At 61.9% G+C, this 14653-nt stretch carries 9 protein-coding genes and 2 pseudogenes; 3 read left to right on the top strand and 8 right to left on the bottom strand.

Features of this window, described 5'->3' with window-relative positions:
- Positions 1 to 230 precede the first annotated feature (230 nt).
- Positions 231 to 1733: an aldehyde dehydrogenase family protein gene (locus OCU_RS31420; RefSeq protein ID WP_044059229.1), complete on the bottom strand. Its 1503-nt coding sequence runs from the start codon at positions 1731 to 1733 to the stop codon at positions 231 to 233.
- A gap of 225 nt (positions 1734 to 1958) precedes the next feature.
- On the opposite strand from OCU_RS31420, the gene OCU_RS31415 reads away from it, so the two are divergent.
- Positions 1959 to 2801 (top strand): SDR family oxidoreductase, encoded by an 843-nt coding sequence (locus OCU_RS31415; RefSeq protein ID WP_009953190.1) that lies wholly within the window; start codon positions 1959 to 1961, stop codon positions 2799 to 2801.
- A 414-nt stretch (positions 2802 to 3215) separates the two neighbouring features.
- Here OCU_RS31415 and OCU_RS31410 read toward each other — a convergent pair whose 3' ends face one another.
- The 3 genes from OCU_RS31410 to OCU_RS31400 all read right to left on the bottom strand — a co-directional run bounded on the left by OCU_RS31410 (position 3216) and on the right by OCU_RS31400 (position 6841).
- On the bottom strand, positions 3216 to 4607 hold the full coding sequence (locus OCU_RS31410; RefSeq protein WP_009953188.1) for an AAA family ATPase: 1392 nt from the start codon (positions 4605 to 4607) through the stop codon (positions 3216 to 3218).
- A gap of 150 nt (positions 4608 to 4757) precedes the next feature.
- Entirely contained in the window at positions 4758 to 5582 is an 825-nt protein-coding gene (locus OCU_RS31405) for a hypothetical protein (RefSeq protein ID WP_009953187.1), read from the bottom strand.
- 998 nt (positions 5583 to 6580) lie between these two features.
- A complete protein-coding gene (locus tag OCU_RS31400; RefSeq protein WP_029384319.1) occupies positions 6581 to 6841 on the bottom strand; it encodes a helix-turn-helix domain-containing protein in 261 nt (86 codons plus the stop codon).
- A gap of 272 nt (positions 6842 to 7113) precedes the next feature.
- Here OCU_RS31400 and OCU_RS51880 point away from each other — a divergent pair.
- Positions 7114 to 7533: pseudogene (locus tag OCU_RS51880) on the top strand (TniQ family protein); the annotation flags it as partial.
- Between the two features lie 258 nt (positions 7534 to 7791).
- Positions 7792 to 8292, top strand: coding sequence for a hypothetical protein (locus OCU_RS51615; protein ID WP_225323323.1), 501 nt, complete (start codon positions 7792 to 7794; stop codon positions 8290 to 8292).
- 86 nt (positions 8293 to 8378) lie between these two features.
- Here the strand turns inward: OCU_RS51615 and OCU_RS50230 are convergent, their stop codons facing one another.
- The 4 genes and pseudogenes from OCU_RS50230 to OCU_RS31375 form a co-directional block, all read right to left on the bottom strand.
- On the bottom strand, positions 8379 to 10601 hold the full coding sequence (locus tag OCU_RS50230) for a TniQ family protein (RefSeq protein WP_230487559.1): 2223 nt from the start codon (positions 10599 to 10601) through the stop codon (positions 8379 to 8381).
- An 82-nt stretch (positions 10602 to 10683) separates the two neighbouring features.
- Positions 10684 to 11845: pseudogene (locus OCU_RS31385) on the bottom strand (ATP-binding protein).
- Complete coding sequence (locus OCU_RS31380) at positions 11842 to 13971, bottom strand: helix-turn-helix domain-containing protein (RefSeq protein WP_029384314.1); 2130 nt, start codon at positions 13969 to 13971, stop codon at positions 11842 to 11844. The pseudogene OCU_RS31385 and the gene OCU_RS31380 overlap by 4 nt, the downstream one beginning before the upstream one ends.
- On the bottom strand, positions 13968 to 14633 hold the full coding sequence (locus tag OCU_RS31375) for a TnsA-like heteromeric transposase endonuclease subunit (protein ID WP_224112302.1): 666 nt from the start codon (positions 14631 to 14633) through the stop codon (positions 13968 to 13970). The genes OCU_RS31380 and OCU_RS31375 overlap by 4 nt, the downstream gene beginning before the upstream one ends.
- Between the last annotated feature and the right edge of the window lie 20 nt (positions 14634 to 14653).

Below are 14653 nucleotides of genomic sequence, written 5' to 3'. Positions count from 1 at the left end.
GCCCTCAACAACCTGCTTCTCGTTCAACGGCACACCACAGGTCCGTTCGGAGACAGATGACCCCCATTGAGCCTCCACTTGTCTCCCTCATGCCCTCGGTTTGAGTGAGCAAATTCTTGCATGACGCCCACCATGTTCTACCAGTGCAAAACGCTCAGGTGCTGTCTCACGAGGTTAACATGCTGAATCAAAGCCAGCCTGCCTATCGCACACGTGATAGTGATTGCAACTCAGCTCCAGGCGATGGATTTGAGTTCGGTGAACTCCTCAATTCCGTGGTGGCCCCATTCCCTGCCAATGCCGCTCTGCTTGAATCCGCCGAAGACACCGGTGATGCCCACCCCATTGGGCTGATCGGCTGACCAGCCAGGGCCGGAGCTGCCCAGAGCCTCGACGTTGACGGTGGGCGGCCCCACCGTCTGCACCGAGACATTTCCGGCCCGGATCTGACGGGCAACGTTGAAGCCGCGCGCGGTGTTGCCCGTGATGACGCCGCCGCCGAGTCCGTAAATCGAATCGTTGGCGATGCGAATCGCCTCCTCTTCAGTCTTGTAGGTGATCACGGTGAGGACCGGACCGAAGATTTCCTCCCGCGCAATCCGCATGTCATTGCGGGCGTTGACGAACAGCGTCGGCTCGTAAAAGAACCCCTTGGCTAAGTGCGCGGGACGCTTGCCGCCGAAGACCAGCTCGGCTCCCTCATCCAGACCGGATTGCACGTATGCCTCGACCCGGGCTCGCTGCCGCTCTCGGATCAACGGGCCGATGAGCGTGTCGGACTCGCGGGGGTCGCCGACCTTCAGAGACGACGCCGACCTCTTGGCGCCGTCGACGTACGCATCGAGCAAGTGCTCGGGCAGCAGCATTCTCGTCTGGATGGCGCAGCCCTGCCCAGCATGGATCATCGAGGTGATAATGCCCATGTTGGCGACGTGGTCTTCAGGGACATCGTCCAAGACGATCGACGCACTTTTACCGCCGAGCTCGAGTTGCAGGCGCTTGACTGTGGGGGCAGCGGCCGCCATGATGGCTCGCCCGGTGGTAGTCGAGCCGGTGAAAGTGACCATGTCGACCAGCGGGTGGGTGGTCATCTCCGCCCCGACCTCGGGGCCACCCGCGATGACGTTGAGCACGCCTGGCGGAAGGTCAGCATCCTGAGCCGCTTTGGCGATCTCGAAGGCGTCAAGCGGCGTCCACTGGTGCGGCTTGAGCACCACGGTGCAGCCGGCCGCCAGAGCCGGCAAGACCTTCACAATGTTGAGGAAAAACGGGAAGTTGAACGGGGTGATCGCGGCCACCACACCGACCGGTTCGCGGACCACAACGTGCCCGGCCATTCCGGTCGGACCCCCGGCCGGCGGAGACACTTCGGTCCACCGCACCGCGAGTTCCATGGCCTCGGCAATCCACTCGGCGATGTCAATCGTGCCGCGCACCTGAATGATGTCGGCGAGAAAGCCGACCGACCCGGACTCGGCCATCACCAGCTTCTTGAGGAAATTATGGCGCTCATCAAGGATGGCGGCGAATCGGCGTAGGACCTTTGCCCGATCTCGCGGCGACGTCCGCGGCCAGGGGCCGTCGTCGAATGCCCGGCGGGCGGCTGCGATCGCCGCGCGGGTGGCCTTGAGGCCCGCTTCCGGGACCGAGCCGATGGCCTCCTCGGTGGCCGGGTCTATGACTTTGATGACCCCGACCGTGTCGTCGGCCGTCCAAGCGCCGTCGATGAACATGTTGTCGTAATCCCAGCGGTCGCTCACCGCGCATTACCTCCAACTCTGAAGAATTTGACGCCCGCTGCATCGCCCAGTCGGGCCTACTGCCGCAGACGTGCCGATGCCAGAAGACGCTAGCAACAGCGTATCCCTATAGGGAGAATATAATGTTCCTCTTTGGACACCTGTTATATCTGTATACCGGTAGTCATCATCTTCGCGGTCAACTTGGTTGGAGGAAACATGGAAGACGTACTGGGATATGCGGGGCGCCATGTGGTGGTTACCGGCGCCGCGTCGGGCATGGGCGCAGCGACGGCAACGATCTTGACCAAGCTAGGGGCACGCGTCACTGCGCTCGACGTGCGGCCTACCGAGGCGTCGGTCGACCGGGCGCTGGAAGTGGACTTGCGTGATCGCACATCGATCGAGCGGGCAGCCGAGTCCATCGACGGGCCCGTCCATGGTTATTTTGGCTGCGCGGGCCTGCCTGGGCCGCCGTTCTCTGGCCTGGACGTGTTGCTGGTCAACTTCGTCGGAGCCCGGCACCTGGTGGACCTGGTCCTGCCCAAGATTCCTGCCGGCGGTGCGATCGCGGTGGTCGCGTCCAATGCCGCCATGGGGTGGCAAAAGGAGCTGGAGCAGCTTATGGAACTGGTGTCCACCGACGGGTTCGATGAGGGCAAGCGGTGGTGTGTGGCTAATGACGAGATGGGAGCGGTCGGTGCATACCCACTTTCCAAGAAGGCGATCAACGCCTGGGTGGCGTCCCGGGCCGCCACGCTGATCACCGATGACATCCGGCTCAACTGCATCAACCCCGGCCCCACCGACACCGCGATGCTGCCCCATTTCGTGGAATTCGCCGGGCAGAACATCATTGACGCCTTCGTCGGGCCGATCCGTCGGCGCTCAACCGCCGAGGAACAGGCGTGGCCTCTGATCTTCCTTAACAGCCCCCGATCGAGCTACATCAACGGCGAAGCATTGGTTACCGATGGCGGATTCTTCGGCGCGGTGCAGTCCGGTCAACTCGACCTCGGCAAGATGTTCGACACCCCAGACATCAGCGCCACCGGAGCTTGACGGCTACTCGACCCTTCCCCGGAGCGCAGCGCCGCACGTCGCCTTGACGAAGCCTGTCCACCACAATCGTGCCCTGGGGCGCCGATGGTTAATGCATACGAACTGTGATTAGCAATGGACCGGATGCGGCCAAAACCTCGGCTCGTCACAGCCAACCAGCGCGGCAGTCCGAGCCTTCACTTCGCATGGTTCGGAGATTATCCCGCGTCGGAGAAGCCCCGATAATGACCAATTACGTCGGATCGATAAGGTCGGCGTCGCGGCCACAGGAGAATAATGCCCGGTTTTGGCCACCGAAGCTCGGAGTTCCAGTCCCCCTTCGACTCTGGTGACGTGGCGTAGCTCGGGAGGCACAGCTCGCCGACGGGGCCCCGTTCTACTAGCTGAGCTCGGGGATGCTGTCGCGGTGGCTCGTTACAGGTACATCCCTGACGACAACTGGGCCCGGTATCGCCCGGTGCCGACTTCGGATAGCAACGTCGCGGTACTGATGCTTCCCTCGTCACCGGGGGCGAGCACGGCACGGCGCACAACTTCACGAAGGTCACTGCCGCTGGTATTTTCAGGCAGCGCGGCTACGACGGTCGCAATGTCAATGGTCTGACCGCCGGGAATCTCGTTGATCAACACCGAGAGGATCCGGGCAGCCTGCGTGCTGTTTGGATAACCGACCTCGACGATGGAGTCGAATCGCCCCGTGCGGATCGCCGCCTTATCCAATGTGGCGGCATCGTTCGTGGACGCCAGTGTCAGGATGCGGGCGTTGGGTTCGATGTCCATTGCCTGCAACAGTTCCGACAGTCCCCCATCACCGGTCGAGCGGTCCCGGCACCAGAGGTCGACGTCCTCCAGGACGAGCAGCACCGGACCGTCGAGGCGCTGCGCCTCCTCGACGACGGCGGTCAGCAGCTCAGCACCCGCCTTGGCCTCGATGTAGATGACGGTGAAGTCGCCGACGACTTCGCTGGCCACGACCGCGCTAATCGCTGACTTGCCGGTGCCGGGTGGTCCGCACAGCAAAACCCCGCGGCGGGACCCCAAGCCGTGCGCGTTGAGCACGCTGTGGCGGTCGCGTACCGCGGTGACACCAAGATCGACCTCGGCCCACACCTCGTCGCCGACGATGACGTTGTGGCGCGTCGCGGTTGCGGGCAGGTCGATGACGTCCAGGCTCAGTCCGCGTTGGTAGGTGGCGCGCACCGCGCGGCCGCGGTACGGGTTGAGTGCGTTGGCGCGTTCGGCGAGCCGATCCAATAGCGCGCAGGCATCTGCTTGCTTATCGGGCGTCACGAAGGCACTCACGTGAGCGGACCGCATGACGTTCTCACGGGTCTCGATGTGGATGATGCATCCGGTGTCGTCGAGCAGCGTCCCGGCGGGAAAGTGCACACGCAGGCAGAGTGGGTGGCGGTAGCGTCGGGCGCCGATCTTGGTCTGCGTCCACGTTGGGGGGTGGGTGGATTCGCCTGGACCGATCTCGCAGTCCGGCCTGTGTTCCTCGATCCATTGCGCCAACGCCAGTGCGGTGGTCAGTCGTGATACCGGATGCAAGGGGCGTTCCTCGTCGAGCAGGTGCCCGCAGTCCGGTACGCCGAGGCAGCGGGCGGTGAATCGTTCAGCGTTCTCGGCACTGTCTTGTTCGGCGACGCCGACCAGCAACTCCCCGAGTGCGCACAGCGCTGATCGCACGTCGCCATTCTGGCTGTCCAGCCAGCCGTTGACGTCGGTGATGGGTCGGCGGACTGGGTCCGCGCTTCGGGTGAGCCCGGCAGGCAGATCGTTCGATCCGCTAGCGTTGCGGTTCATCGCTTTGGGGTGATTCGGCTACAGGACAGCTTGACAGATTCTCACCTGTCTGCCGGGTCGTCAACGGGTTTTCGTGTCGACGGCCGCGTATCGATCTCAGCGCTTCGCCGGTGGCGGTTTGGCACTGAAAACGTGCGTTGGTTGCTGCGGTCACGAGGTGGATAGGCGGGTTCCGCAAGCTGGGCACCAGCTGAGCACGCCGCCCAGCGACGCTTGTATCGAGGGCAGGTTGTCGCGGTGCAGTGTGCATGCTTGGCGGGCGAGATGGACGCGGATGGTATCGATAATGAAGTCTGCCCGCTGAGCTGGGGTGCTGCCGTATCCCTCAACATCGATTGTGCCAGAGGCGATTACATCACCTTCGTCCAGTTCACGCTCGTAGCATTGGCCCGCACCATCACTGTCGTCCTCAGTCAGAGTACGGACGAAGCGACCGCTTGGCCGCAGGTCGAGTTCGATGCGCCACTCGCCGCGGCGTTCACAGAAGTAGAAGCTGTGGCCGTCGACTTCTCCGGTCCACTCTTCGGGGAACCACCCGCCATGGCTGCGCACTATGACATCGCTCTGGCCCGCCAGCCAGGCCTGCAGGTCGGCTTCGGCGGTTTGCGCGTCGGCTTTGATCTGTTGGCCCTCTGGCGATTCCCAGATCGCCGCCAGGCCCTGGCGCCACTTCTGCCACGAGCGGCGGCGATCCTCGGGCGTGCGTGTGCACACGCAATCAAATCCGTAGTCGTGAAAATCACTTTCGGGTAGCCGCGGGTGGCAGCCGCACCGGCATCGCTCGCCGCTGTCGATGTAGCGCCAATCCGTGAGTGCCTTGAGCGCGAGGTCGGCGAGCGTCTCGGGTTGCGGGCAGCGGTGCAGCTCGAATGCCGCCGCCAGGTGGTCGCGGTAGCGGCGGCGCGCCTCGGCGCGAGCATGCTCGAGCTGTTCTCGGTACTCGGCCTCACTCCGGACATGGGCGAAATCGACCATATGCATCTCCGGTTGTCATCCATACCGTCGCGGCTGGCATGAGATCGCCATGGCGTCAGATTGATTTCGAGTTGACCGGTGATCGATATCGACCCGCAGCAAGAGCGACTGCTCGCCGACCGTGGAATCACCCCCTGAGCGCCGTGACCGAAAACCCTTCAACGTCGACCTATTGTGAATAGTGTTTGGCCTCAATGTCTGCTTCATCAACCACCGTTCGGGTAGCCGGAGACCAACTCGCGCTCCATCTAGCACGATCGCCCGGTATTCGGTGAAGGTGGTTGCCCCACTGCTGAATTGGGCGAGCCGTTTCACGGATCGCGCATCAGGATTCCAGCCCTCCAACGTGCTGTAGGCAATGGCTCTGCGGTGCGCGCCTCGCTGGTCGGGTATGAGGTTGTTGGCGGTGTCGAGCCACTCCCGCCAACCATGTGGTGACATGCCCAACCTCCGTCACGCTTGCGCCCGCCCGGGAGCGGCAAGGTGGCCGCGGTGGCGGGTGGACCTGGCCGGCGGCACTGCGGGGCGTCTGATCGGCGGTGAACCGCCCCTTGCGCGGCCGAATCCTCACCCGTTGTCCGACTCTTCAGGTCAGCCAGCAGACCAGGTCCCCATTGCAGAGTGTAGCACTAGTAGGGCAGAACACGTTGTTGTGTTGCATTGGATCGCGCATTTGGCCGCAGACGTCGACACCCGTCTACGTCAACCGGAATGCAGCATTATTTCGTAGGAGGCTTGGAGTGTCGCTTACGCGCTGGTGCCGGTTCGGGTACGACAAGCAGATCAGCGACCGGCGCCTCGAGGGCGTCCGCGAGGTCAAAAAGCTGCGTAAAGCAGGCCACGCCGGCCGAACTCGACATGGATCAGCACATTGCGGGGTACACCCGCGTGCAGCGCGATAGAGCGTCCGCCTGCCCTCCGAGCCCGCGAGTCCTCAGCTCGAGGAAACACTGTTGACAACAAATCTCGACCGAGTTGGTCGAGCGCTCCGACATCAGTCATTTTATGCCCTCGAGCAGCTCTGAAGCGGACACGCCGAGGGCCTTCGCGATATCGAATAGTCTTTCGTGCAGGATGCCGCGGCGGCCGTACTCGAGGTCGATTAACACGTTGCGTGAAACACCGGACCTCAATGCAAGCTCCTCTTGGGTGTAGCCGCGGTCGATGCGCAGGGTCTGTATTCGAGTGCCCACCTGACGGCGCCGTCTCTCCCACACAGCGACCCGTTTGGGGTCGTTTTGACTGGGGCGCGTCGGCACGCATACCAGTACTGCTGCAGATCCCGGAAAAGTCTGCCCTACTAGTAGGTCTAAATTTGCAGTATGGCCGCCCACCGAGCGTGGACCCCCCGGATCTCGGTGCATGTGACGCGTTCACTCACCTCTATACGCGAGTTTGCTCGGATTGGCGGGGGCGAGACTTGACTCTGCACAATTAGGACGCCGGAGCCCGAAATCCCGACATCCCAAACGCGCAGCACGGCAATGGCGAATCAACCCAGAATGCACTACTAGTAGTGCATTCTGGGTTGATGGTCGCCGAGGTGCTTCCACGGGAGGTCGTCCCTCGCGGCGGCGGCGTAGAGCCTTGGCGCGCAGTGCGGACTCTGCCGATCCGGGTGAAACCGTTGCCAGAAGAGAGCCTTGAGTCCTGGCTGGAAGCGTTGGCTAGCCGCACAGACGCGACCTGGGGTCAAATTTTGCGCGCAGTAGATATTTCGGGAGCGCGGGGTAATACGGCCTCGCACTGGGCGGGGCGGGCCAACGTGTCGCTGACACCGGGGCAGGGGGACACCATCAGCTACTGCACCGGCGTCGAACCCTGCCTGCTTCAGGCGATGACTCTGCAACCGTGGATCAACGACACCAGCTGGCAACGTCCGTCTGCAGCCTCACTGCGCATGACTGGTTCGCGGTTCTGTCCCAAGTGCCTTGAGGAGCGCGGTGGCAGATGGCGGGTGTGGTGGCGGTTGCGGTGGGCATTCGTGTGCCCGACGCATGGATCCTTGCTCGCCGACGCGTGCCGCGTCTGCGGCGGTCTGCAGCGCACGGCACCGCCTCGCTTCAACGAGGTACCGAAGCTGGGGTCGTGCACCCGGGGTGTGACCCGATCCGGCGAGGGACCACGGTGCCATGAGCCGTTGTCGGGTGCTCCTGCCATACGCCTCGGGACAGATCCGGCGGTGGTGACCCAATGCGAGCTTCTCCGCGTGCTGCGCGCGGGCTATGCGTTGGGTGGCATCTACGGGTCGTCGCCAGTGCCATCGACGATATTCATGGGAGATCTACACACGCTGGGCAGTTGGATGTTGCGCTACGCGCAGCCCTTTCATGTGGCCGCCCCGATCTCCGATCTGCTCTGGGAGCAGTTCGTGCTCGCAGCAAAGAACGGGTTTGCGCGGCCTTTAGTCACGGGTGGCGGTGCGCGGGTAGCGTGCTCGAACGCCGCCGCCGATGCCGTCACCGCTTGTATGGCGATGCCCGTCCTCCAGGCTGATGACACCGAGATCGCCGCCCAGCGCCTGCAATGGCTGACGACGTCGATGCGCCGGCGTGGATTCTCACCGATGGATTCCCGGAACTGTTGGAACATCGGGCACAGCCCGTCACTTGACGCCCTGCGACGGACGGTGCTTTCGTCGCGCAGTTTGCACCAACATCGGACGACTCGACCATTCCCGGGGACTGGGCCGCAACTCAGCGCCGTGTGATCGGCAGCGTGCAGGCAACCGCCGCTCGCCGACTCTCGACGCGGTAGGTAGTCACGGAGCTGGTCACGCAGAGCGGTAAACGACTCTCATGCACGCTGAGAAGACTGGCGCCGCTTGCGGGGGTCTCGGCAGACCAGGATGCCGTACTTTCTCGCTGCTCGACTCAAAGCGGAAAGAGAGACGCCGACGTCTTGAGCTATAGCGGTGAGGGTGCGCTGCTTGACGACGTGTTCTTCGTACAGCCAGTCCAAGATGTCCGGACCAATTCTGTAGTAGTGACGAATTGGGATGCCATACTTTCGGGCTAGGTCGCCGACCGCCTCACGCCCGACGCCGACCTCGGCCGCGATGGCCGTCAGCGTCATGCCCTCGCGGTTGTACATGCGAAGAAGGTCTGCTTTTGTCAGGCGCGTCTCGGCGGGGTCGTTGCGAATCCGCCGGCGTGTCGTTGGTCGCACAAGCGGAAATTGCTCCAGCAGATACCTCACGACGTCGGCGGAAACCGCCAAATTGCGCGCGATTGCAGCCGTGGTCATTAAGGGATCCTGAGCTAGCTGGTGCACCTGCGTGACAGAAATCGAGTTGAGGTCCGGTCGCGGCAACTCAAGGTCGTTAATTAGGGAGAACGGCGGCGCCCAGGTAAGGGGCTCGCCTATCACGTTGTTGTGCGATAGGTATTGCAGACCGGCACTGTTCAGAGCATCGATCAGGGCGGGTGTGAACATAGCGATCATCTCGGCGCGCACAGCATCGCGGTATTGCGTTGTCGTTTTAAATGGGGCAGCGCTTCGGGGCAGCATACTTATCCGCTCAAAGAGCCATGATCGCGCAATGTCGCCGACCCGGTTTCTCCAGCCGGGTCCGTGATAAGCGTTGTCGTAGATGGCATTCCATTGCTGGGCCGGCAGCAGGTCTCGGTAATCAAGCAGGCGACGTCGTTGGTAGTCGATCGGACTCGGGTTTTCGCGAAGATAGTCGGCCAGCCGCATCATCGTGGCGAGGATGTTTGGCCACAACCGGTGAGGGCGCAGTTCTGCGACCATGTAGGCGAATCTCCTGTCCGTCATCGACAGGCTCAGTCTGCGGGCGGCACTTGGCACCGTTGTCTGATGTCCGTGGCACACGAGCATGATCGAGAGCACTGGGCGGATCACGGAAAGAGTGCCGCGTCCGACGGTCAAGCGAAAAGACCACTCGCGCCAGAACAAGGTGGGGATTGACCGCAACGAGTCGGGGGTCAACGTGCGCGGATAGCGCGGCAAGCACGACGCCGTGCCGTATCGCATCCTATCCAACACCCCGAACGAAGGCTCGAATGCACGGATGTGAACGGCGTCCATCGTTGCAGTCGGGCCGCCGCAGCGAAGAAGCGTCGGTGTGAGCTCTCGTCCCGTTGCCTTCGCCCTTTCTATGAGCGGGCGAAGCCGCGACGCGGCATCTTCTACACTTTCACGTCCAATGACATCGAGGGCCAGCATGATTCCAAGCCCGGTGACCAACGCAGGTGCGCTCGCCGCGAAGGCCCCAGGTGTCGACCAGCGGTCCAGATTCGAACCGTAAGCTGCCGAATGCTCTCGAATATGACTATCTCCACGCATCTCGAGTGACTCTGCGATGTAGTCAAGCTTTGCCATCGACAGCATTCGCGCCGAAAGCAGTCGCACGTCTCGGAGGAAATCAAGGGTCGACGTTGGCATCGCCTGATATATCCCACAGTCGATCACCGACCGCGACAGCAGTCCCGATAGACGGCACTGCGCCAACATGATTGGGTGCTGCCGGGCTAAGTATGGCATCGCAGCATACGCGAGATCGCCGAGGCATCGGCGCTTCTCACCATCTAATTCAATATTCCTTGAACATCGACAGAGGTCCGGAATCTCGTGCGCCCGCAGCCACCACGGCATCACACGCTGAAACATTGCGCATTCGGGGCACACATCGACGAGCAGGCAACTGTGTACCTGGCAGGTGAAGATCCACGGAAGTCGCCACGATAATTGCCAGCGGCCGTTCGAGACGCGAAGACACTGCGGGCAAAATCTCGATCGCACGGACTTCCAGGTCGACCGCACCCGTCCGGTGGATCGATCGACGGTGATCAGATGCCCGTCGTAGTGACCGAGCGTCGAGGCTTCGACCGCAGCTTGCCAGATCCCAGTGGCATGGGCGATTGCTGCGGCTTCGCGGGTGTGAAGGCAGGCCGTGAGGTTCTCTCGAACGAGACCTGGCGGGTCGGCTGGCGTCGGCTCGAGCGCTGCGAGTAGATGGCCCCAAGGAGTTTCGAGCCTTCGCGCAATTGCACCCAACCACGACTCCAGGGCCTCTCCAGGGACCGGAGCAACCCTGATGGGCAGTGTGCGTGGCGGCATCGCTCAGCAGCGCCTGAATCTATGACACACGTGGCGGTCGCGCAGATCGCGCTCGCAGGCGGCGAGTGCGGAATGCTGCAGCGAGTTCTTTCCGCGCCTTTTCGGCCGCACTGTCAATCCTGAACGAGTCCAACATTTTTCGGTTCAATGTTTCAGTGCCGGTTCGAACCGCGCGGGCACATCCGCGCCGGATGAGCTCCATGAGCGATCCGATGTGACCGGTGCTTCGTTCATAGAGATACTCTGACAAATCTTCCACCAGCATGCCCTGATGTTTGGCCCCCAGGACCAGTCGCTGCTCCACGGTGGCTAGGAGCGCGTTCCATTGGCATCGTTCTTTGTCGTTTTGCAGACCGTACGGCCGCATCTCCAACATTGTTGTGCGCCGGGCCGTTTGTTCTAGCACGATGTCGCCGTAGCCTGCTCCCTCGAGGCTGCAGCACAGGTCCTCCATCAATACTCCCCGATCACCGAGCCCAATGCCGATGAACAGCAACGTTACTGGGAACTCGTTGGAGACATACTTGAAATGGTTGCTGATCTCCACTCCACCAGATCGCTGCCAGTGCAGGAAGTGGAGGTCATCGATGATCAGTAGCCTTGTCTCGCAGCTTAGTACGCAATCGAGCGCTTGGCGTCCTAGTTGATCGTTACTTCTGTTTCCGCGACGGTAGCCTGGATGCGCATAAAAGTCGCACAGCGCGGCATTGAAGTCCTTCATGCTGGTATTGCCGCGCATACCTATTCGGCAGACCGGCCAACGCTCGTTCCCGGCGACCGTGAATTCACCATGCCCGCCCAATCTCGCGCTTATGGAACTCCTTCGCGAAGGTTTCCGCCGCCCAGGTCTTGCCTAAGCCGGGGTAGCCGTCTATTGCCACTGCGCCCTTGGCATGATTTCCGTCCTGCGTGCTGCTATCCATGATGTCCCACAGATCTTCATGCAGCATCGCGAGCTGTGGTGTTCTCAACGGGCCAATGTTGTTGTGCCAGTCGGCTCGTCGCTGATTGTAGATGTCGGCTGCTGCATCGCCGAGACGGCGGATCTGGCCTCTCGAGAGCTCTTCGGGCCTGATCCGCCGGGGCGCCTCGACATACTCACGCCATCCCTCCTTGCGCGACAGCGTCAGGTTATCTAAGTTACTGGTCTTTTTCCGGCTCGCCACCCCGGTCGCACTCATACGTCCTCCAATACATCCTCATAGAAGTGACCGTCGTCGATGCGCGGATCGTCGTCGAGTTCGTCGGCCGATCCCGGGTCATCTGGCCCAATCTCCGTCGCGGTCAGTGCACCGAGGATCCTTTTCGCCGTGGGCAGTTCGGGAACGTGCGCCGCTTGCTTGACATCCAGGGCCAGACTGGACTGCTCGCGAGACAAGCGCAGGGCAGCTCGTCGCTCGGCCATGGTGTGTCCTTGACCAAGGTTGCGGCGTTCGAGAAATTCAGACAATGCCAACTTGTCGTCAAAATAACGGTATTTAGCCTTCACCAGTTCACGGCTGAATAACAGCCCGTCCTCGTTCATTGGGCCATCACACAGATCGGCATGGTCCCACATCAACGCGTGCCACCGGCGGGTCGATTTGGAGTCGAAAAAGTAGATGAAGCGCACGTCGTTAGGGTCGACATGAAACGGCCACTGCCCGTGATGTTCTCGGAAGGAACTCTTCTCCCCCGGCCGATATCCCGTCAGTCCAGAACCGCGGTAGATACGGTTGTCGACCTGAACACCGTAATGCTGAATCGTCCGCCATTCCACTTTCAGGAAGTTATAGGCGAAGTCGGGTTCGCGCGGCGCCTCGATATACCCGGCGCGCGAGACGCCATGCTCGAACATTTGCGCCGGGCTCAGTCCCAGTTTCCACAGGCCAACCTCTCCAACACCGTCGTGCGGCTTATTGTGGTAGCAGACGGCTATCCATTCACGAAGTAGTGCCTCCAACTCGTCGATGAAGAAGAAGGCCTCTCGTTCTGGAGCGGCGCCGCGGGAGTACACATCAGGGCCCTTGTAGCCAGGCAGCTCCTGCAAGAACCTTTGACGGACGGTCAGAAAGAACCGCTCCACGGGGCCTTTGTCGTACGCGACACGCACACGTGCGGGTTGGATCGAGATGCCAAGTTGCCGGCAGGTGCTCGCCACTTGCTCTGAGACGTAGATCTTGCCGTGATCAACGACCAGTGTCTCCGGCACGATTGCGGGCGCCGCCGCGAACACGCTTTTGCAGTGAAGCGCTTCGTCTTCGACCAGCACTGATCGTGGCACACCGTGCGGTGGCCACACGGCCTCAGCGGGCCAGTCCGCACCGGCCGGCGCTGGGCGAAATGATTGATAAAGGACTGCAGCGACATCGATCGACTTCGTCGTCGGGCTCAATCGCATACCGGTGATGCACCGCGAGTACCAGTCCATCGACACGGTGAGTTCCACACCTACCCATTTCAGGGTGTGTGGATCCATGGCGTACACGTCAAGCGGTGTGGTGTCCATCAGCAGGTACTCGCCCGGCCGGGAAGGGTGCAACTGTCCGTACGGCCGATCCGGGCGGGCCGCGATGTCACGGATGCGCTTGGTGCTCGGCCGAAACAGTGGTTGGGTCAGCTCAAGCCGTCGCAAGATTCGATACGCCGTAGCTGGTGAGGGCAACCGCACGACACCCTTACCGTAGGTGGCGTTCAATCGTGCTTCGGCGTGGTTGATGATCAGGTCCATCGTCGGCTTCGACAAGTCCGTGTATTCGCGCATGATGTCTGATGCGGTCTGTTCGAATAACGCGAACTTGTTGCTGCCCAGAGCAGAATGAATCGCCTTCGCCGACAGCAATCCGACCTCGCCCTCGGCTTCATAGGCGCTAACCCAGCGCTCGATCGTACGCCGTCCGATGCCCAGCTCGTTCGCCTTGACGGCGAGACGTTTCATCCGCGGATTGGCGCTTTTGTAAGCAGACCGCGGTTCGTGCGGTAGCGCCGTTGCAGCGGAACCGGATCGATAACCCGTCACAACCTCGCGCACGTGTGCTGCGCGATCACGTGCATCGCAGCGCGCTTGCTCGGACACCGCGGCCCATTTAACCGATGGCGGGTATTCGGTGGAGCCGGTGATTTCGATGTCGAGGTCGTCGCTCAAGAGACGGCATCTCTGAGAGGGTCTCACTTCATCGAGCGCGAAACGGTGCACCGTGTCCCGTCGCAGCTCTCTCGCAAGGACCTCCGGCATGCCGGCGACCGGATGCATCTCGATGACTTCCAGGACCTCCCCGTCATAGATGAATTGCGTGCCCACACCTATGCGCACAGCGGCGGGCTTCACGATGCCCACTCAAGCACTGTTGATCGTTCAAGCCGAACATCTAGGTTTACCTCGAGCTCGTGGCGCCACAGCATGCTCAGCAACGCCGAACGGACCAGTGGTCGCGGGTGTCCCTCGATGAGCTTTTCAGCCTCGTCGATGGATCGACCGGCGAGATCTGCCCGCCGACAACGCAATTCAGCTAGAACGTCCTGGTTTATGAGCCACTCGCGCCGATAGCCCGCCAGGAAACGCACGTTGGCGAGGCGCACGGCGACCGGCTCATTCACCACCAAGTAGGACCAGCCCAACGATTCGACGATGTCCTTCGTCCACGCGCACAACCTCACGATCCGTGGATTAGTCACCCTTTCGGAGCGCACGACGTCCACCACAACCGGTCCTTCGTCGCTGTCCCAAAGGTAATCCAAAATGTGGCGCCGTTCCTGCCCGTCGACCTCGGCGGTCAATCGAAAAGGCTGCGCCACAATGCGATGCACAGTCACATCAAAATCCGCCAGGATAAGGTTCGCCAGCTCGAGGCGCGACTCGTAAATGACGTGATCGCGCTCAGTCGCCGACCAATACGTGCCCGAGTAGTGACGCTGCCCGAAATACCAGCGGAACGTGCGCCACGGCGCTGCGCGAAACAATGCTGCCGGCGACACCTCACCAGCCGGCACACACCGTTGCTCCCCGGGAC

The sequence above is a fragment of the Mycobacterium intracellulare ATCC 13950 genome, from assembly GCF_000277125.1.
Taxonomy (GTDB): Bacteria; Actinomycetota; Actinomycetes; order Mycobacteriales; family Mycobacteriaceae; genus Mycobacterium; species Mycobacterium intracellulare.
This window is presented reverse-complemented; position numbering and strand designations above follow the sequence as displayed.